Origin of the sequence: Streptomyces sp. NPDC089424, from assembly GCF_044749345.1 — a bacterium.
Lineage (GTDB): Bacteria > Actinomycetota > Actinomycetes > Streptomycetales > Streptomycetaceae > Streptomyces.
In genome coordinates, this window is record NZ_JBIVHU010000005.1 from 107,001 (window position 1) to 126,038 (window position 19,038).

17 protein-coding genes are annotated in these 19,038 nt (G+C 72.8%); 8 read left to right on the forward strand and 9 right to left on the reverse strand.

What is annotated here, in order from left to right:
* Positions 1 to 10: 10 nt before the first annotated feature.
* From araD to ACIP2X_RS23075, 6 genes are all read right to left on the reverse strand, one after another.
* Complete coding sequence (gene araD, locus ACIP2X_RS23050) at positions 11 to 1,741, reverse strand: L-arabinonate dehydratase (protein ID WP_401676037.1); 1,731 nt, start codon at positions 1,739 to 1,741, stop codon at positions 11 to 13.
* Positions 1,738 to 2,646: a dihydrodipicolinate synthase family protein gene (locus ACIP2X_RS23055; protein WP_401676039.1), complete on the reverse strand. Its 909-nt coding sequence runs from the start codon at positions 2,644 to 2,646 to the stop codon at positions 1,738 to 1,740. Before ACIP2X_RS23055 ends, araD begins: the two co-directional genes overlap by 4 nt.
* On the reverse strand, positions 2,643 to 3,365 hold the full coding sequence (locus ACIP2X_RS23060; RefSeq protein WP_401676041.1) for a GntR family transcriptional regulator: 723 nt from the start codon (positions 3,363 to 3,365) through the stop codon (positions 2,643 to 2,645). Before ACIP2X_RS23060 ends, ACIP2X_RS23055 begins: the two co-directional genes overlap by 4 nt.
* A 139-nt stretch (positions 3,366 to 3,504) precedes the next feature.
* Positions 3,505 to 4,104: a TIGR03086 family metal-binding protein gene (locus ACIP2X_RS23065; RefSeq protein WP_401676043.1), complete on the reverse strand. Its 600-nt coding sequence runs from the start codon at positions 4,102 to 4,104 to the stop codon at positions 3,505 to 3,507.
* Between the two features lie 445 nt (positions 4,105 to 4,549).
* On the reverse strand, positions 4,550 to 5,713 hold the full coding sequence (locus ACIP2X_RS23070; protein WP_401676045.1) for a hypothetical protein: 1,164 nt from the start codon (positions 5,711 to 5,713) through the stop codon (positions 4,550 to 4,552).
* Positions 5,710 to 6,651, reverse strand: a complete 942-nt coding sequence (locus tag ACIP2X_RS23075; protein WP_401676047.1) for a 5-dehydro-4-deoxyglucarate dehydratase — start codon at positions 6,649 to 6,651, stop codon at positions 5,710 to 5,712. Before ACIP2X_RS23075 ends, ACIP2X_RS23070 begins: the two co-directional genes overlap by 4 nt.
* Positions 6,652 to 6,883: 232 nt before the next feature.
* On the opposite strand from ACIP2X_RS23075, the gene ACIP2X_RS23080 reads away from it, so the two are divergent.
* The 8 genes from ACIP2X_RS23080 to ACIP2X_RS23115 all read left to right on the forward strand — a co-directional run bounded on the left by ACIP2X_RS23080 (position 6,884) and on the right by ACIP2X_RS23115 (position 14,638).
* Positions 6,884 to 7,717: an NAD-dependent epimerase/dehydratase family protein gene (locus ACIP2X_RS23080; RefSeq protein WP_401676049.1), complete on the forward strand. Its 834-nt coding sequence runs from the start codon at positions 6,884 to 6,886 to the stop codon at positions 7,715 to 7,717.
* Between the two features lie 303 nt (positions 7,718 to 8,020).
* Positions 8,021 to 8,788, forward strand: a complete 768-nt coding sequence (locus ACIP2X_RS23085) for a DeoR/GlpR family DNA-binding transcription regulator (protein ID WP_401676051.1) — start codon at positions 8,021 to 8,023, stop codon at positions 8,786 to 8,788.
* Positions 8,789 to 8,912: 124 nt separating this feature from the next.
* Positions 8,913 to 10,283 carry an ABC transporter substrate-binding protein gene (locus ACIP2X_RS23090; protein WP_401676053.1) on the forward strand — a complete coding sequence of 457 codons (1,371 nt, stop codon included), beginning with the start codon at positions 8,913 to 8,915 and terminating at the stop codon, positions 10,281 to 10,283.
* Positions 10,280 to 11,221: a carbohydrate ABC transporter permease gene (locus ACIP2X_RS23095; RefSeq protein WP_401676055.1), complete on the forward strand. Its 942-nt coding sequence runs from the start codon at positions 10,280 to 10,282 to the stop codon at positions 11,219 to 11,221. The genes ACIP2X_RS23090 and ACIP2X_RS23095 overlap by 4 nt, the downstream gene beginning before the upstream one ends.
* Positions 11,218 to 12,069, forward strand: coding sequence for a carbohydrate ABC transporter permease (locus tag ACIP2X_RS23100; RefSeq protein ID WP_401676057.1), 852 nt, complete (start codon positions 11,218 to 11,220; stop codon positions 12,067 to 12,069). The genes ACIP2X_RS23095 and ACIP2X_RS23100 overlap by 4 nt, the downstream gene beginning before the upstream one ends.
* Positions 12,066 to 13,055 carry a zinc-dependent alcohol dehydrogenase family protein gene (locus tag ACIP2X_RS23105; protein WP_401676059.1) on the forward strand — a complete coding sequence of 330 codons (990 nt, stop codon included), beginning with the start codon at positions 12,066 to 12,068 and terminating at the stop codon, positions 13,053 to 13,055. Before ACIP2X_RS23100 ends, ACIP2X_RS23105 begins: the two co-directional genes overlap by 4 nt.
* 67 nt (positions 13,056 to 13,122) lie before the next feature.
* Entirely contained in the window at positions 13,123 to 13,344 is a 222-nt protein-coding gene (locus ACIP2X_RS23110; RefSeq protein WP_401676061.1) for a hypothetical protein, read from the forward strand.
* Positions 13,345 to 13,408: 64 nt separating this feature from the next.
* Positions 13,409 to 14,638, forward strand: a complete 1,230-nt coding sequence (locus ACIP2X_RS23115; protein ID WP_401676556.1) for a TerD family protein — start codon at positions 13,409 to 13,411, stop codon at positions 14,636 to 14,638.
* 360 nt (positions 14,639 to 14,998) lie between these two features.
* On the opposite strand, the gene ACIP2X_RS23120 is transcribed toward ACIP2X_RS23115, so the two are convergent.
* From ACIP2X_RS23120 to ACIP2X_RS23130, 3 genes are all read right to left on the reverse strand, one after another.
* Positions 14,999 to 15,571, reverse strand: a complete 573-nt coding sequence (locus ACIP2X_RS23120; RefSeq protein WP_401676063.1) for a TetR/AcrR family transcriptional regulator — start codon at positions 15,569 to 15,571, stop codon at positions 14,999 to 15,001.
* Positions 15,572 to 15,652: 81 nt separating this feature from the next.
* Positions 15,653 to 17,242: a TROVE domain-containing protein gene (locus tag ACIP2X_RS23125; RefSeq protein WP_401676065.1), complete on the reverse strand. Its 1,590-nt coding sequence runs from the start codon at positions 17,240 to 17,242 to the stop codon at positions 15,653 to 15,655.
* Between the two features lie 341 nt (positions 17,243 to 17,583).
* Positions 17,584 to 19,029, reverse strand: a complete 1,446-nt coding sequence (locus tag ACIP2X_RS23130) for an alkaline phosphatase PhoX (RefSeq protein WP_401676067.1) — start codon at positions 19,027 to 19,029, stop codon at positions 17,584 to 17,586.
* Positions 19,030 to 19,038: the final 9 nt, after the last annotated feature.

A 19,038-nucleotide genomic window follows, 5' to 3' on the forward strand; every position in this document is an offset into this window, starting at 1 on the left:
GTTCGTGCCTTCAGCCCGCGTACGGGTCCCGCACCGTGCCCGGTCGGGCGAGGAACGCGAAGTCGCAGCCGGTGTCCGCCTGGGTGATCTGTTCGGTGTAGAGCGCCCCGTAGCCGCGCTCGTACCGCACGGGCGGCGGCGTCCACCGCGCCCGGCGGCGGGCCAGCTCGGCGTCGTCCACGTCGAGGCTCAGGGTGCGTGCGGGGACGTCGAGGGTGATGGTGTCGCCGGTTCTGACCAGGGCGAGCGGGCCGCCGACGTGGGACTCGGGCGCCACGTGCAGCACGCAGGTGCCGTAGCTCGTGCCGCTCATCCGGGCGTCGGAGATCCGCACCATGTCCCGGACGCCCCGCTTCAGCAGATGGTCGGGCAGCGGCAGCATGCCGTACTCCGGCATGCCGGGGCCGCCCTTGGGCCCGGCGCCCCGCAGCACCAGCACGCTGTCCGCCGTGATGTCCAGGGACGGGTCGTCGATGGTCCGCTGCATGGTCCGGTAGTCGTCGAAGACGACCGCGCGGCCGCTGTGCCGGAGCAGGTGCGGCGAGGCGGCGATGTGCTTGATGACGGCGCCGTCCGGACAGAGGTTGCCGCGCAGGACGGCGACGCCGCCCTCGGGCGCGACCGGGTTGTCACGGGGCCGGATGACGTCGTCGTCGTGCACCTGGGCGCCGGCGATCTGTTCGCGCAGGGTGTCGTGCGAGACGGTGGGCCGGTCCAGGTGGAGCAGGTCCGGGATGCGGGAGAGGAACCCGGGCAGGCCGCCCGCGAAGTGGAAGTCCTCCATGAGGTACTTCCGGCCGCCGGGGCGGACGTCGGCGAGCACGGGCACCGTGCGGGCGACACGGTCGAAGTCGTCGAGGGTGAGCCGGACGCCCGCCCGGCCCGCCATGGCGATGAGGTGGATGACGGCGTTGGTGGAACCGCCGAGGCCGAGGACGGTCGTGACGGCGTCCTCGAAGGCGTCGCGGGTGAGGATGGCGTTCAAGGTGCGGCCCTGGTGGACCAGTTCGACGATCCGCAGGCCGGCCGCGGCGGCCATCCGGTCGTGCCCGGAGTCCACGGCCGGGATGCTGGAGGCGCCGGGCACGGTCACGCCGAGCGCCTCGGCGGCGGCGGTGAGGGTGGACGCGGTGCCCATCGTCATGCAGTGGCCGGGCGAGCGGGCCAGACCGCTCTCCAGTTCGGCCAGTTCGCAGTCGCCGATGAGGCCGGCGCGCCGGTCGTCCCAGTACTTCCACATGTCGGTGCCCGAGCCAAGCACCTCGCCCCGCCAGTGGCCGGGCAGCATCGGCCCGGCGGGCACGAAGACGGTCGGCAGGTCGACGCTGGCCGCCCCCATGAGGAGGGCCGGCGTGGACTTGTCGCAGCCGCCCATCAGCACCGCCCCGTCGACCGGGTACGACCGCAGCAGTTCCTCGGTCTCCATGGCGAGGAGGTTGCGGTAGAGCATCGGGGTCGGCTTCTGGAACGTCTCGCTGAGCGTGGCGACCGGGAACTCCAGCGGGAAGCCGCCCGCCTGCCAGACACCCCGCTTCACCGCCTGGGCACGCTCACGGAGGTGCACATGACAGGGGTTGATGTCGGACCAGGTGTTCAGGATCGCGACGACGGGCTTGCCCAGGTGCTCCTCGGGCAGATAGCCGAGCTGGCGGGTCCGGGCGCGGTGGCTGAAGGAGCGCAGGCCCTCCGTGCCGTACCACTGGTGGCTCCTGAGCTCCTCCGGGAGCTTCCTGGCGGTCACGCCGACCACCCGGCGGCGAGGGCGGCGACCTCGGCGCGCCCGCTCGCCGGCAGCCGTCTGCTGGGCGGGCGGACGTCGGGGCGGCACAGCCCCAGGGACGCGAGGGCCTCCTTGACGACCGTGACGTTGTCCGCTGAGCCGTTCGCGGCGCGCAGTTCCTCGAAGCGGCGGATCTGCTCCCAGACCTTCATGGCGGCCGGGTAGTCGCCGGAGCGCAGCGCCTCGATCATGTTCAGCGAGACGGACGGGGCGACGTTGACCAGGCCGGAGGTGAAGCCCGTGGCGCCCGCGGAGAAGTAGGACGGGGCGTACGGCTCGGCGAGGCCGGCGACCCACACGAACCGATCGAGCCCCGCGTCCCGGGCGAAGGCGGCGAAGCGGGCGGCGTCAGGGACGGCGTACTTGACGCCGACGACGTTGGGGCAGGCGTCGGCGAGTTCGGCCAGGCGGGAGCCGTGCAGCCGCGCGTCGCGCAGGTACGGGACCACGCCCAGCTCCGGGACGGCCTCGGCGATCGCGCGGTGGTAGTCGACCCAGCCGTGCTGCGAGACGTAGGGGTGGACGGGTTGGTGGACCATCACCATCCGGGCGCCGTGCTCCCGGGCGTGCCGGGCGTCGGCGACGGCGGTGGGCACGTCGTGGCCGACGCCGGCCAGGACCACCGCGCGGTCCCCGGCCTCGGTGAGGGTCAGCTCGGTGACGAGGCGGCGCTCCCGCGGGGTGAGGGCGTAGAACTCGCCGGTGTTGCCGCCCGGCGTGAGCGTCCTGATCCCGCCGTCGAGCAGTCGCCGCAGCAGGGCGCGGTGGGTGTCCGGGTCGACGGAGCCGTCCTCGGCGAAGGGGGTCACCGGGATCGCCACCACGTCGGCCAGGGCCTCGCGCTGGGTCTCGAAGGCCGTGGTCATGCCGGGCCGCCCTCTCCCCGGGCCCCGGCCCCGGCCCCGGCCGCGACCCCGTCACCGTCACCGGCGTCGGCGTCGGCGTCGGCGTCGGCGTCGGGGAAGGCACGCGCGACGAACGAGGCGATGTGCGCGTGCAGGGCGCGCGCGGCGCCGTCGGCGTCCCCGTCCCGGGCCAGCCGGAGGATCTCCCGGTGCTCGGCGGCCTCCCGCTCCCAGGACGGGTCGGCGGCCCAGGCGACGGCGGAGACGAGGGCGGCCTGGTCGCGGACCTCGTCGAGCATCCGGCCGAGCAGGGGGTTGCCGCAGGGCAGGTAGAGGGCGCGGTGGAACTCCCGGTTGGCCAGGGACCGTTCGGCGGCGTCGGCGGCCTCGTCGGCGAGGGCGAGCGCGGCTGCCGCGGCGTCGAGGGCGGCACCACGCCGTACGGAGCGCCGCAACGCCTCCGGTTCCAGCAGCAGCCGCACGTCGTAGACCTCGCGCGCCATGTCCGCGTCCACCATGCGCACGGTGACGCCCTTGTACTGGCTCATCACCACCAGTCCGGTCCCGGCGAGCGTCTTGAGCGCCTCGCGCACGGGGGTCTTCGACACCCCGAACTGCGCGGCGAGGTCGGTCTCCACCAGGGCCTGACCGGGCGTCAGCCGACCGGTGAGGATACGGCGTTTGATCTCCTCCAGCACGTACTGCGTGCGGGAGGGGATCGGCGTGGGCACAGAGGTCATGCGCGCCTCTCGGATCTCGCGTATCACGTCTCATATATGACGTACGACGTATGACGCGTCGAAGGTAGGAGCGCCCCTGTGGTTCGTCAATGCCTCCGGCACAAGCAGGTCGACCGAGTTCGGCGACACCGACTCGGCGTCACCCGGCGCGGCGCCACCCCGGGTCCCGGCCGCTGAGCCCCACCGCCCGGTCCAGCAGCGGCGCGTCCCGCGGGACGGCGACGACGGGACCGAAGAGGCTCCCGTCGCGGTCCGTCTCCTCGGCCGCCGCGAGCAGGAAGCCGTACGACGCGCGCAACGTCGCCGGGTCCGGTGCGTAGGGCCGGCCGGTGGCCCGGGCCAGGTCCCAGGCGTGGATCAGCAGTTCGTCGGCCGCGATCACCCCCGCGAGATCGCCGGGCAGGTCGACGCCGCCCGCGCGGGTCATCCCGGTCCAGGCGGCCGGGTCGCGCCAGGCGTCGGCGAGTTCGTCGAGGACCTTGGGCAGTTCCTCGCGCCAGTCGGGGCCGACGTCCGGCAGGGCCTGGCCGGGGTCGGTGTCGGTCGTCGGGCCGAGCGCCTTGCGGCCGGCGTCCCGGAAGGCGACGGAGAGCCCCAGCAGGTGCCCCAGCAGGTTGCGCACCGCCATCTTGGGGCACGGAGTCGGGTCGTCGAGCTGTTCGTCGGTCACACCGGCGGCGATGTCCGCGACGATCCGGGTCTGCGGGCCGAGGTCGAAGGGGGTGGTCGGGTCGGTCATCGGGTGCTCCTCGAAGTGGGTCCTGGAGGGTGGACCCACCGCACCCGCGAAAGTCATCGGTCCCGGACCGGGCTCCCACCGCACCCGTGGTGGAAGCGGTCCTGGCCCGACTGCTCACCCGTGGCGGGAGCGTCCTGGCCCGACTCCTCCCCCACCGCCCGCCGCCCGTGCGAAGCATCGGTCCCGGACCGGGCTCCCACCGCACCCGTGGTGGGAGCGGTCCTGGCCCGAATGCTCACCCGTGAAGGGAACGCTCCTGGCCCGGCTCCTCCACCACCGCCCGCTGCCCGTGCGAAGCATCGGTCCCGGACCGGGCTCCCACCGCACCCGTGGTGGAAGCGGTCCTGGCCGGAATGCTCACGCGTGGTGGGAGCGGTCCTGGCCCGGCTCCTCCCCCACCGCCCGCTGCCCGTGCCGGACGGCCCCTCCTGCTCCTGACGCCGATTCAGTTCGCCCTCAGCGCCTCCCGTACCGCCGCGAGGTCGCCGTCCGACGCCAGCCCGGCGTGGTAGAGCCGAAGCTCCGTGGCCCCGGCGGCACGCGCGCGTGCGGCGTCCTCGGCCAGGGTCGCGGGGCGTCCGCCCATCCCGGAGACGACGGTGAAGTTGGCGGCGAGCACGGCGCCCTCGGGGGCCCGCTCGGCGAACGGCGTCAGTGGGCCCGCCCCGCCCGTGCACGGCACGACCACGCCGTCCGCGACGGACAGGATGTGGGCGGGGTCGACGCCCGCGTTGGCACCGCAGTGGTACGACACCGGATCCGCGTGCAGGAGGACCTGGAAGCCCTCGGGTGCGGCGGCGCGGACCGCCGCGACCGCCGCCTCCTGGAGGGTGCGTGCCCTCTCGTCGCGCCACGCGCGCGTGCCGGCCGCCCGGGTCTCGCCGAGCAGCTTTCCGACGCCCGCCCAGCCGCCGTCGGACGGCGCGCCCTGCCACACCGGTTCCAGCGCGGTGCGTACGGCGTCGGCCAGCCGGCCGGGGTCGAGCCCCTGGGCGGCGTAGCCGTCCCGGCAGGCGGGGCAGAAGCACAGCGACATCAGGTACTGGCCGGCGTCCCCGAGGGCGACGCCCGCGATCTTGTCGTGGGCGTGCAGATGGGCGAGGCCGTACCAGCCGAGGGACTCCAGCTCGGTGCCGCGCGCGCCCGGCCGTACGGCGGCCTCCGCGGCCAGTTCGACGAGGTACGCGCGCGTGGCGGGCTGTGCGATGCAGGGCGCCCAGGGATAGCGGTCGCCGTAGGCGTTGACGACGGAGGTGTCCGGGTGCTCGGCGCCCAGCCGGGAGCTGTGCGCGAGGACCACCCACGTGTGCACCTCCAGGCCGGTCTCCGCGAGGGCGGCGGCCGCCTCTCCGTACGCGTCGCCGGGCGCCCAGCCGCCGGCCGGGTAGGGGCGCAGGGGGCGGCCCTCCCAGCGGGCGCCGGCCGGGTAGAGCACGGCGGCGTGCTCGGCGGTGACCACGCGGTGGCGGGGGTGGCGGGGCGTGAGCGCGCGCGTGGAGTGGTAGGCGGCGGCGAGCGTCACCTGGTCCACGCCGAGCGCGGCGATCCGGGCCGGGGCGCCCGGGTCCCCGTTGACGTCCCAGGGGTAGAGGAACGCCGAGGCCCTCACCGGCCCTCCTCCAGCAGCGCGTGGCCGCGCTCGATCAGCTGGGCGAGCTGCTTGACGTGGTCCTCGCCCGGTTCGTGCAGCGGGGGCCGCACCTCGCCCACGTCGAGCCCGCGCAGCCGCACGCCCGCCTTGACCAGGGAGACCGCGTATCCGCGGCCCTGGGCGCGCAGTTCCACGAACGGCCGGTAGAAGCCGTCGAGCAGACGGTGGACGGTGGCGTCGTCACCCGAGGCGAGGGCCGCGTGGAAGGCGAGGGCGATCTCCGGGGCGAAACAGAAGACGGCCGAGGAGTAGAGCGGGACACCGACGGCGCGGTAGGCGAGCTGGGTCTGCTCGGCGGTGGGCAGGCCGTTGAAGTAGAGGAAGTCGCCGGGGACCTCGGTGCGTACGGCGCTCACGATCCGCTGCATCAGGTCCAGGTCGCCGAGGCCGTCCTTCAGGCCGATGATCCCGTCCGTGCGGGCGAGGTCGACGACGGTCTCGGGGGTGAAGACGGCGTTGTCGCGCTGGTAGACGACGACCGGCAGGGCGGTGGCCGACGCGAGTTCCCGGTAGTGCCGCAGCAGGCCCTCCTGGCCGGCGACCACGAGGTACGGCGGCATGGCGAGCAGTCCGTCCGCCCCGGCCCCTTCGGCGATCCGGGCGTAGCGCACGGCGAGCGCGGTGCCGTACCCGGCGCCGGCGACCACCGGCACGCGTCCCGCCGTCTCCTCCACCGCCGCCCGGACGCAGGTCTCGAACTCCTCCGGTGTGAGCGCGTGGAACTCGCCGGTTCCGCAGCAGGCGAAGACGGCCGCGGCCCCGGCCTCGACCCCCTGGCGGACATGGGCGCGATAGGCGTCGAGGTGCAGGGAACCGTCGGGTCCGTAGGCGGTGACCGGAAAGAACAGCGGCCCGCTGGGGACGCTGAGGCGGGCGGCGAGCGGAGGTGGCGTCACAGGCTCTCCAAGGTCCATATTCATGTTTCGCGTCCACATTCCTGAACATGCTCACGCTAAGGTGGCGACCTACGGGGGGTCAAGCAGGTCAACCCCCGATGCACCAGCGGATTCCCTCCCTCCGCGCGCCCCTTGACGGGCGCGGCCCCGCTCCTTAGCGTGTCCACGGATGTGAATTCCGTGCACACATACGGCCGCCCGGTCATGGAGCCCCTGCAAGGAGACCCCGAGAATGCCCGCTCCCCGCAACGCTCCCCGCAACGCCCCCCGCACCGTTCTGCTCACGGGCGCCGCCGGCGGGCTCGGCACCCTGATGCGGGACCTGCTCCCGGCACACGGGTACACGCTGCGCCTGCTCGACCTGCGTCCCGTCGAGGGCGCGCCGGAGGCGATCACCGCGGACCTGGCCGACCGGGCGGCCCTGCGCGAGGCCGTACGTGGTGTCGACGCGATCGTCCATCTCGCGGGCATCTCCCTGGAAGCTCCGTTCGAGAAGATCCTCAAGGCGAACATCGAGGGCACCTACAACCTGTACGAGGCGGCCCGTGAGGAGGGCGTCCCGCGCGTCGTGTTCGCCTCCTCCAACCACGCCGTGGGCTACACCCCGCGCCCCGAGGGCGACGACCCGCTCATCCCGATCGACGCCCCGCGCCGCCCGGACACCTTCTACGGCCTGTCCAAGTCGTTCGGCGAGGACCTCGCGCAGCTCTACTGGGACAAGCACGGCATCGAGACCGTCTCCGTCCGCATCGGCTCCTGCTTCCCGGAACCGACCAGCGTGCGCATGCTCTCGGTGTGGATGAGTCCCGCCGACGGCGCCCGCCTCTTCCACGCCGCCCTGACCGCCGAGAACGTCGGCCACACCGTCGTCTACGGCTCCTCCGCGAACACCCGCCTGTGGTGGGACCTGTCCACCGCACGCGCGCTCGGCTACGAGCCGCAGGACGACTCCGAGCCGTACGCCGAGGGGCTCGTCGCCGAGCAGGGCGAGCTCGACCCGGCGAATCCGGCGCACGCCTGCCTGGGCGGCCACTTCGTGACCGACCCGCCGATCTGGCCGTACTGACGAGATCTCAGCCATGGCAGGGGCGGACGGGCAGGAAACGGGCTCGCCCGCCCCCGCATCCGGGCACACCTCGGGCAACGGGTCAGCGGCACCGTAGGGGGCGCGGGGAACCGCGCGGCCAGCCACAACACACCTGCCGACGACACTCGGCCGCTGCCCGCACGACCGGTCGCGCCCAAGACCGAACGGGCACACCCGGGCACCATCACTCCCCTGACAGACCTGGTCACCACCTCGCACCCGCTGTAGAACTTCCCCACAGGGCCCGAACGGGCAGCGCAGGAGAGAAGGCGGGTGACAGCCATGAACAGAACCGCGGAAGAACGGCAGCGCGAGATCGTGCGCGCCGCGCGGGCAGCCGGCTCCGTCGACGTCACCGCGCTCGCCACCCTGCTGGGCGTGGCCAAGGAGACGGTGCGGCGGGATCTGCGCGCACTGGAGGACCACGGACTGGTCCGCCGCACCCACGGCGGCGCCTACCCCGTGGAGAGCGCGGGCTTCGAGACCACCCTCGCCTTCCGCGCCACCAGCCATGTGCCGGAGAAGCGCCGGATCGCGGCCGCCGCCGCCGAGCTGCTCGGGGACGCCGAGACGATCTTCGTGGACGAGGGGTTCACCCCCCAGCTCATCGCCGAGGCGCTCCCCGCGGACCGGCCGCTGACCGTGGTCACCGCGTCCCTGCCGGTGGCCGGCGCACTCGCCGAGCGGGAGGGGTGCTCGGTGCTGCTGCTCGGCGGCCGGGTCCGCCCCGGCACCCTGGCCACCGTCGACCACTGGACGACGAAGATGCTCGCCGGCTTCGTGGTCGACCTCGCCTACATCGGCGCCAACGGCATCTCCCGGGAGCACGGCCTGACCACTCCCGACCCCGCGGTCAGCGAGGTCAAGGCGCAGGCGGTGCGGGCCGCGCGGCGCACGGTCTTCGCCGGCGTGCACACCAAGTTCGGCGCGGTCAGCTTCTGCCGGTTCGCCGAGGTCGGCGCCCTGGAGGCGATCGTCACCAGCACCCTGCTGCCCACCGCCGAGGCGCACCGCTACTCCCTGCTCGTCCCCCAGGTCATCCGCGTCTGACCACCCGACAGCCCCCTCGACGGGCCCCTCACACCCCGTGATGCCCTTTATCTCCCGCTACATCCGCTATCCCCCTCTACCTACTTCCCTTTTCAGCAACTCCCCACATGTTCAGGAGCGATCCATGCGAACCCAGAGCCGACGGAGGCCGCGAGTCACGCTCGCCGCGGTCGCCGCAGGGACGCTGCTCGCCCCGCTGCTCTCCGGCTGCTGGGTCGGAGCGGGCGGGGCGGGGTCGGGCGGCGACTCGATCAACGTCCTGATGGTCAACAACCCGCAGATGGTCGAGCTCCAGAAGCTCACCGCCGCCCACTTCACCAAGGAGACCGGCATCAAGGTGAACTTCACCGTGCTGCCGGAGAACGACGTCCGCGACAAGATCAGCCAGGACTTCGCCAACCAGGCGGGCCAGTACGACGTCGCCACCCTCTCCAACTACGAGATACCGATCTACGCCCGCAACGGCTGGCTGCGGGAGATGGACTCCTACGTCGCCGACGACCCCGGCTACGACGAGCAGGACGTCCTCGGCCCCATGCGCCAGTCCCTGACCGGCGACGACGGCAAGCTCTACGGTCAGCCCTTCTACGGCGAGTCCTCCTTCCTGATGTACCGCAAGGACGTGTTCGAGAAGGCGGGCCTGACGATGCCCGCGCACCCCACCTGGACCCAGGTCGCCGACCTGGCCGCGCAGGTGGACGGCGCCGACTCCGGCATGAAGGGCATCTGCCTGCGCGGCCTGCCCGGCTGGGGCGAGGTCATGGCACCGCTGACGACCGTGGTGAACACCTTCGGCGGCACCTGGTTCGACGAGAACTGGACGGCCCGGCTCGACTCCCCCGAGTGGCAGAAGGCGACGAAGTTCTATGTCGACCTGGTCCGTGAGCACGGCCAGTCCGGTGCCGCCCAGTCCGGTTTCGCCGAGTGCCTCAACAACATGACCCAGGGCAAGGTCGCCATGTGGTACGACGCCACCTCCGCGGCCGGATCCCTGGAGTCCGCCGACTCCCCCGTCAAGGGCAAGGTCGGCTACGCCCCCGCGCCGGTCGAGAAGACCGACTCCTCCGGCTGGCTCTACACCTGGGCGTGGGGCATCCAGCAGGCGTCCCGCAACACCGACAAGGCCTGGCAGTTCGTCTCCTGGGCGTCCGGCAAGGAGTACGAGCAGCTGGTCGGCGACCGGATCGGCTGGTCGAACGTACCGGCCGGCAAGCGCGCCTCGACGTACGCCGACCCCGACTACCGCGCCGAGGCCGCCGCCTTCCAGGAGATGACGAAGGAGGCCATCGAGGGTGCCCGCCCGAACGACCCCGGTGTGCAGCCGCGGCCCGCCCCCGGCATCCAGTTCGTCGGCATCCCCGAGTTCACCGACCTCGGCACCAAGGTCTCCCAGGAGATCAGCGCGGCCATCGCCGGACGCCAGTCCGTCGACGCGGCCCTGAAGAAGTCCCAGCAGCTCGCCGAGCGCATCTCCGAGGAGTACGAGGGACGATGACCGCCACCACCACGGCCCCCGTGGCCGCGCCACCCGCCCCGACGAGGAACCGCGAGCCGTCGGACCGTCTGCGGGCCTGGGCCACCCGGGCGCCGCTCCTGCCCGCCCTGATCTTCATGATCGCCGTGACCCAGCTGCCCTTCGTGGCCACGCTGGTGATCTCCTTCTTCGACTGGAACGCCCTCTACCCCGACGCCCGTCGCTTCGCCGGCGTCGACAACTACCGCCAGGTCCTCACCGACGCGGACCTGCGCAGCTCGGTGTGGACGACGATCCTGCTGACCGTGACCGTCGTCGTGGTCAGCCTGCTCCTCGGCCTGTTGCTGGCGCTGCTGCTGGACCGCAGGTTCAAGGGCCGGGGCGTGGTGCGCACCCTCTTGATCGCGCCGTTCCTGGTGGTCCCCGTCGCGGCCGCACTCCTCTGGAAGCATGTGCTCTACAACCCCGAATACGGCCTGCTCAACGGGCTGTTGCACTATGTGGGCGGCCCACAGCCCGACTGGATCTCCGACACCCCGCTGCTCGCGGTCGAGGCGTCCCTGGTCTGGCAGTGGACCCCGTTCATGATGCTGATCATCCTGGCCGGACTGCAGAGCCGGGACCCGCAGCAGATCGAGGCCGCCCGGGTGGACGGGGCGAGCGACTGGCAGGTCTTCCGCCACCTCACGCTCCCGCACCTGCGCCGCTACCTCGAACTCGGCGCCCTGCTCGGCTCGATCTACATCGTCCAGAACTTCGACGCGGTCTTCACCATCACGTCCGGCGGCCTGGGCACCGCGAACCTCCCCTACACCGTCTACCAGAGCTTCTACCAGGCCCACGAGAACGGCCTCGCCTCGGCCGCCGGCGTCGTGGTGGTCATCGGCTCCATCGTCATCGCGACCTTCGCCCTGCGCGTGGTGTCGTCCCTGTTCCGCGAGGAGGTGAGCCGCGGATGAGCGGCAACGCCGTACGCGTCCGACGTGCCCCCCGTAAGGGCGCCGGCCTGGGCCTGGTGGCCTGGCTGGCCGGGATCGTCTTCTTCCTGCCCGTCGCGTGGATGGCCCTGACGTCCTTCCACTCCGAACAGGACGCGGCGACCAACCCGCCGTCCTTCGGCGCCGCGCTCACGCTCGACGGCTACCGCGAGTTCTTCGGCGCCGGCGGCGGGGCCAGCCCCTGGCCGTCCCTGATCAACTCGACGGTCGCGTCGGTCGCCTCGACGCTCCTGGTCCTGCTGCTGGCGCTCCCGGCCGCGTACGCGCTGTCCGTCCGGCGGGTGCGCAAATGGACCGACGTGCTGTTCTTCTTCCTGTCCACCAAGATGCTGCCGGTGGTGGCGGGCCTGCTGCCGATCTACCTGTTCGCCAAGAACGCCGGGCTGCTCGACAACATCTGGCTGCTGGTCCTCCTCTACACGTCCATGAACCTGCCGATCGCGGTGTGGATGATGCAGTCGTTCCTGGCCGAGGTCCCGGTGGCCGTGATCGAGGCGGCCCGGGTGGACGGCGCCCGCCTCCCCACGGTGCTGGCCCGCGTCATCGCCCCGATGGCCCTGCCCGGCATCGCCGCCACCGCCCTGATCTGCTTCATCTTCAGCTGGAACGAGCTGCTGTTCGCCCGGGTCCTCACGGGGGTGGTGGCCGAGACCGCCCCCGTCTTCCTGACCGGCTTCATCACCAGCCAGGGCCTGTTCCTGGCCAAGGTGTGCGCCGCGTCGCTCGTCATCTCCCTGCCGGTGCTCGCCGCGGGGTTCGCCGCCCAGGACAAACTGGTCCAGGGCCTGTCGTTGGGAGCCGTGAAATGAAGGCCGCCGTCATCGAGTCCGTGGGCAGGGCCGTCGTCACCGAGGTCCCGGACCCGACGCCCGGCCCGCGCGATGTCGTCGTCGAGGTCGCCGCGTGCGGCCTGTGCGGCACCGACCTGCACATCCTCCAGGGCGAGTTCGCGCCCAAGCTGCCGATCGTGCCGGGACACGAGTTCGCCGGCGCGGTGGTGGCGGTCGGCACCCAGGTCACCGAGGTGGCACCCGGCGACCAGGTGGCCGTGGACCCGTCGCTGTACTGCCACGAGTGCCGCTACTGCCGCGACGGCCACAACAACCTCTGCGAACGGTGGGCCGCGATCGGCGTGACCACGGCAGGCGGCGCCGCCCAGTACGCGGTGGCGCCGGTGGCGAACTGCGTCAAGCTGCCCGAGCACATCCGCACCCAGGACGCGGCCCTCGTCGAGCCGCTCTCGTGCGCGGTACGCGGATACGACGTCCTGCGCGCCCGTCTGGGCGCCCACGTGCTGATCTACGGCTCGGGCACGATGGGCCTGATGATGCTGGAGCTGGCCAAGCGCACGGGCGCCGCGAGCGTGGACGTGGTCGACCTGAACCCGGCCCGGCTGGAGACCGCCCGCCGCCTCGGCGTCACGGGGGCGGCGGCGGGCGCCGACGAGCTGGACCGGCCGCAGGGCTGGGACGTGGTGGTGGACGCCACCGGCAACGCGGCGGCGATCCAGGACGGCCTGGACCGGGTCGCCAAGGCCGGTACGTTCCTCCAGTTCGGCGTGGCGGACTACGCGACGCGCGTGAGCATCGACCCGTACCGCATCTACAACCAGGAGATCACCATCACGGGCTCGATGGCGGTCCTGCACAGCTTCGAACGCGCCGCGGAGCTGTTCGCGAACGGCGTCCTGGACCCGGACGTCTTCATCAGCGACCGGCTGCCGCTGACCAGCTACCCGCAGGCCCTGGAGCAGTTCGCCTCCGGGGTCGGCAGGAAGATCGTGGTCGTGCCGTAGCGGCCCGTGCCGGGGCGGCGCGAAAACGGGTGGGCCCGCAGGCCGTCCGGGCCCTACCCTGCCGCACATGCCCCCGCCACACGGCTTCCGCTACGACGTCCACACGGACGGCACGGTCGTGGTCACCCACCACGGCCGCGCGGCGGCCACCCTGCGCGGCCCGCGCGCCGCCCGGTTCCTCGCCGAGATCGACGCCGGCGACCCGCAGCTCGTCATGGCCCGCTGGACGGGAAACTACCGCCGTGGCAACGAGCGCGCCGCCCGCCTGCACCCCCGTCACCGCCGCTGACCCGATCGGCCGCACGGTAAGGGAACGGTAAAGCGGCCCCGGTCGTTCTCGGGTCATGACCGCTATGACCCCCGGCTCGAACATCCCTCTTTCCACCGCCCGCGTGACGGTGGACGTCGCCGCCCCGGTGCGGCTCGACGTATCGGGCCTGCTGCTCACCGCCGACGGCAAGGTGCGCTCCGACGACGACTTCATCTTCTACAACCAGCCCAGCGGCCCGGGCGTGACCTACCGCTCGGGCGGCGGCACGGCCCCCGACGCCATCACGGTCGACACCACCGCCCTCCCCCCGGGCATCGAGAAGATCGTCGTCACCGCGAGCCCGGACGCGGCGGGCCAGACCTTCCAGGGCGTCGAACCGACGGCCACGATCCGCAACGCCGACGACAACAGCGTTCTGGCCACGTTCACGCCCCCGCAGCTCGGCGCCGAGACGGCGCTGGTGGTCGTCGAGGTCTACCTGCGCAACGGCGTGTGGAAGGCCCGCGCGGTGGGCCAGGGCTACGCCGACGGCCTGGCCGGCATCGCGACGGACTTCGGCGTGTCGGTGGAGGAGCCGGCGGCCCCCGCGCAGCCGGTCGCCCCCGCCCAGCCGGTCGCCCCGCCGCAGGCCCCGATGCAGCCGCCGGTGGCCCCGCCCGCCCCCGCCATGGACCCCCGCATCGCCACACCGCCCGCGCCCCCGGCCGCCCCGCCGGCCCCGGCCCCGGGCGCCGGGAAGATCAACCTCGACAAGGGCCGGGTCAGCCTCCAGAAGAACCAGACGGTCTCCCTGGTCAAGGGTGGCCGCCCGCTGCTCTCCCAGGTCAAGATGGGCCTCGGCTGGGAGCCCGCCTACCGCGGCCGGGACATCGACCTGGACGCCTCGGTCATCGCGTACGGTCCGCAGCGCAACCACATCGACAGCTGCTACTTCGGCAAGCTCCAGATCGTGGGAGGCGCGATCAAGCACTCCGGCGACAACCTCACGGGTGAGGGCGGCGGCGACGACGAGGTCATCGTCGTCGACCTCGGCCGGCTCCCGCAGGAGGTCACCGGCCTGGTCTTCACGGTCAACTCCTTCTCCGGCCAGAAGTTCACCGAGGTCGCCAAGGCCTACTGCCGGCTGATCGACGCGGCCAGCGGCGAGGAACTGGTCCGCTTCGACCTCACCAGCGCCGAGCCGCAGACCGGCGTGCTGATGGCCAAGCTGATCCGCCAGTACTCCGGTGAGTGGGAGATGACGGCCATGGGCGACTTCGTCAAGGCCCGCACGGTCCGCAACATGGTCAAGCCGGCGGCCCAGGCCCTCTGAGCACCCCACCGGCACCGGCGGGCGCCGCCCCACCCGACGCCCGCCCGCGCCGCCCCACCGACCCTCACCAGTCGCCGTAACCACCCGCCGCGCCGCCCCACCAACCCGCACCAGTCGCCGTAACCACCGCCCGCGCCGCCCCACCCGCCTTCACCAGTCCCCGCAACCGCCCGCCGCACCGGCCCTGACCGGTCGCCGTGTCCACCGACCGCGCCGCCCCACCGGGCCTCACCAGCCACCGTGACCACCCGCCGCGCCGCCCCACCGACCCTCACCAGTCGCCGTAACCACCCGCCGCGCCGCCCCACCGACCCGCACCAGCCACCGTGACCACCAGCCGCGCCGCTCCGTCGGCCGGTCTCAGCGCCCCGGGCGCAGGCCCTCCGTCAGGAGGGTCAGGTAGCGCCGCACGTCCGGGCGCCCCCCGCCGGCGAGCTCCGACGCCGTGGCCAGGCCATGTGTCAGGCGCAGGATCTCGACCGGCTCGACGTCCTGGCGCAGGGTCCCCTCGGCCTGTGCCGCCCGCACCAGCCGCTCCGCGGCCGCGGTGAGGCGGGTTCCGCAGGCGGTGGCCACGGCCGACCCGTCACCCGTCACGGCCGTGCCCAGCAGGGACTTCAGCCCCCGCACCTGGATCAGCCCCAGGCCCAGTTCGCCCAGCCACTCCCCCAGCGCCCGCCCCGGCGGGCGCTCCCGCGCGATCTCGTGGGCCCGCAGCGCCAGCGCCTCGATCCGGTCCAGGTAGGCGGCCTCCAACAGCGCCTGCCGCGTGGGGAAGTGGCGGTAGAGCGTGCCGGACCCGACCCCCGCACGCTTGGCGATGTCGTCGAGGGACGCGCCCTCCCCGTGCGCGGCGAAGGCCTCCACCGCCGCCTTCAGCAGCCGCTCGTAGTTGCGCCGGGCGTCCGCACGCATGGGCTTGACCTGCGTCATCCAGCAACTCCTCGCACACCGGAGACCCTGGCCGCATGCTACTTCGCCCTGCCCCGCCCCGGAGCAGGACGCCCACGCCCCTCAGCCGGCCGAACCCCAGGGCCAGTCGGCGTCCCGCGCCGCCTCCAGCAGCGGCACCATCCGGAACGCCGCGTCCGACAGACCCCCGAAGGTGTGCCGGTTCCCCGTCCCGGACGGCCCGTGGCCCGCCCGGTACCCGGCCAGGTTCCAGGTGTAGACCGGCACGTCGGCCGGGACCTGGTCGGTCGGGTCGCCGTGCCGGTGGTGGGTGAACTGCTCGTCGGTGACGATCAGCACCCGGTCGTGCCCGCGGTAGTGCCGGCGCACGGCCTCCGTGGTGTCGGTGCCCCCCAGGTCGCCGAACCGCTCCAGCACCTTCAGCACCGACTCCCCCGTGCAAAACGGCACCGGGTCGCTGCTCGTCCCGAACTCGACGAGGTCCGCGTCCGCCGCCCGCAGCGCGACCGCCGCACCGAAGACCGCCGCCGCGTCGGCCCGGCTGAGCTCCGACCGGTCGGACAGCCGCGAGTAGAACATCGAGCCCGAGCGGTCGACGAGCACCAGCGTCCGCGCCGGCAGCGCGGGCACATGGGCCAGCGAGTGGCCGAGCGCCTGCTCCAGCGGGTACGACCAGCGCAGCGACGGCGCGTGCCGGTACGCGGCCAGGTACCGGAAGGGGAACTGCCGCGACCGTGCGACCTCGGCCGGGTCGCTGATCCGCGCCGCGACCCGCGCGGCGACCTCGTCGGACACCCCGGCCTCGTCGAAGTTGCGCAGGTTGCGCACCAGCGCCATGGCCCCCATGGAGGGGATGACGGCCTCCCAGGCCGCCCGGTCCATCGGTCCCTGGAGCCAGCCCGCCAGCGCCTCCCAGGTCATCCCGGCCGCCGCGAGCCGCTCGGCCCCGTCCGGCCCCGTGACGACCGCCCGCCGCTCCTCGACCGGCAGCGCCATCAGCGCGCGGTGCGCGACGAGGACACCCGCCGAGGCGGGCGGCACGGCCGTGTCCGGGTGGTGCCGGCGGTCCAGCGCGTACTTGAACAGCTCGCCCTGCCACGACTTGTCCGGGTCCGGCGCGGCGTGCACCAGGTTGAGGATGTCGCCGAAGCGGTACCCCTTCGCGGCGGTGTCGTACTTCAGCAGCGCCTTCCCGCCGTAGAGCCGCCGCACGGCGTCGGCGACACCGCGCTTCACCGGCTTGGGGATGTTCCGGCCGTACTGCGCAGTCCAGTAGGCGAGCAACTCGCCGGGCTCGTCGGGCCGCTGGAGCACGGAGTCGACGACCCGGCGGTTCGAGGGGCCCTCGGTCGCGCCGGCCTCCAGCCGTGCCTTCACGTACTCGGCGGCGCCCACGACGGAGGCGGTGCGCATCCGACCGGCGCCGCGCAGCCAGCCGAGCAGGCCGGCGGTCCACGCCGGGTCGGTCACGGCGAGCTCACGCACGAGACGCGCGAACCGGTCGTCGCGGTCGGCGCCGGTCTCGTAGAAGGTCTGCTGGGAGACGAAGTTGGAGACGGCGAGCAGGAAGAGCTCGGAGCGCGCGTCACGCTCCTGGCCGCGGCCGCCCTCGTGGCTGCGCAGCACGCGCCCGGTCGACGTGACCCGCGAGGTCGGCTGCGCCTTGGATGTCCTGGTGTTGAATCGCGCCATGGTGAATTCCCCCGAATTCCGTTCCGTTCGGAAAGGAGGCGCGGCAAGAAGGAGGGTGCCCGAGATCGAAGGGCGGCGACGGACTTGTCAGATGCTCCACCTGTTGAGCTACACCGACCCGTGGTCGATGACGGGATTCGAACCCGCAACCGTCCGATCCGAAGGAAGTAACCGTTGCCTGCGCACCGGGCACCCACCAAGAAGCCGCGCCTCCCGAGATCAAACCGGCGGCGGCGTCGATTCTTTGAAGAGAAGAAGTAGCCGCCGCCTACGCACCGGGAGGTGCGTGACGTCGTGATCTCACTGTAGGAGGCGCGGCGAGTGCCCGGCGAGTGAATTAATCAGCGCTTCTGGCGCTTCCAGGGGCCGTTGATGGCGAGCATGATGCCCGGTTCCTGGATGTTGGCGTACAGGGTCTTTCCGTCGGGCGAGAAGGTGACGCCGGTGAACTCGCTGAATTCGGGCTCCTCCTCGCTGCCGATGTTCAGGTCGTTGCGGGCGATCGGGTAGGTGCGGCCGCTGTCGGTCGCGCCGAACAGGTGCTGGACGCCCTCGCCGTCCTCGGCGATGATCAGCCCGCCGTACGGGGACACGGTGATGTTGTCGGGGCCGTCGAGGGCACCGTCCTTGGACGGGTCGGGGTTGACGCCGAGCAGCACCTTCAGGGTGAGGGTGCGGCGCTTGGGGTCGTAGAACCAGACCTGGCCGTCGTGCTGGACGGGGCTCTCCTCACGGGCGTACGAGGAGACGATGTACGCGCCGCCGTCCCCCCACCACATGCCCTCCAGCTTGCGGGCGCGGGTGACCTCGCCCGCGCCGAACTGCTCGCGCACGGCGACCGTCCTCGCGTCGCGGTCCGGGACGTCCACCCAGTCGACGCCGTAGACGGTGCCGATGCGGGTGGCGCGGGAGAGGTCGTCGACGAAGTGGCCGCCGGAGTTGAAGCACTTGGGGGCCTGGAGGACCCCTGCGTCGTCGGCGAGGGTGCGGAACCGGCCGGGCCCGTAGGCGAAGCCCTTCGGCGGGGTCCAGCGGTAGAAGAGGCCGTTGGGCTCGTCGGCGTCCTCGGTGAGGTAGGCGTGGCCGCGCCGCGGGTCGATGACGACGGCCTCGTGGTCGTAGCGGCCGAAGAACTTCAGCGGCTTGGGCGCGCGGTTGGCGCGCCGGTCGCAGGGGTCGACCTCGAAGACGTAGCCGTGGTCCTTGGTCATGCCGTTCTCGCCGGCCCGGTCGGAGTTCTCCTCGCAGGTCAGCCAGGTGCCCCAGGGGGTGGAGCCGCCGGCGCAGTTGTTCGCGGTGCCGGCGATGCCGACCCACTCGGCGACCCGGCCGTCGCGGTGCACCTCGACGACCGTGCAGCCGCCCGGGGCGGCGGGGTCGTAGACCAGGCCCTCGGTGAGCGGGACGGGGTGGTCGTAGTCGGAGCGGGGGCCGTCCATCTCGTGGTTGTTGACCAGGAGGGTGGTGCCGCGCGGGCCGGCGAAGGCGGCGGTGCCGTCGTGGTCGGCGGGCGTGAACTCGCCCGACTCCAGTCGGGTCCGCCCCGCGTAGGTGAGGATCCGGTACGAGAAGCCGGCGGGCAGGGCGAGGATGCCGTCCGGGTCGGGCAGGAGGGGGCCGTATCCGACGCCGCCGTGCTTCTCGGCGGACTCCTCGCCCGTGGTCTCCGTCTCGGCGGACGCGAGGGCGCCGGGCGCGCTGGAGAGGGCGCCGACGGTGCCCGCGAGGGCGACGCCGGTGCCGGCGATCGCGGTGGTCCTGGCGAAGTCCCTGCGTGTGAGCGACATGCTGTCTCC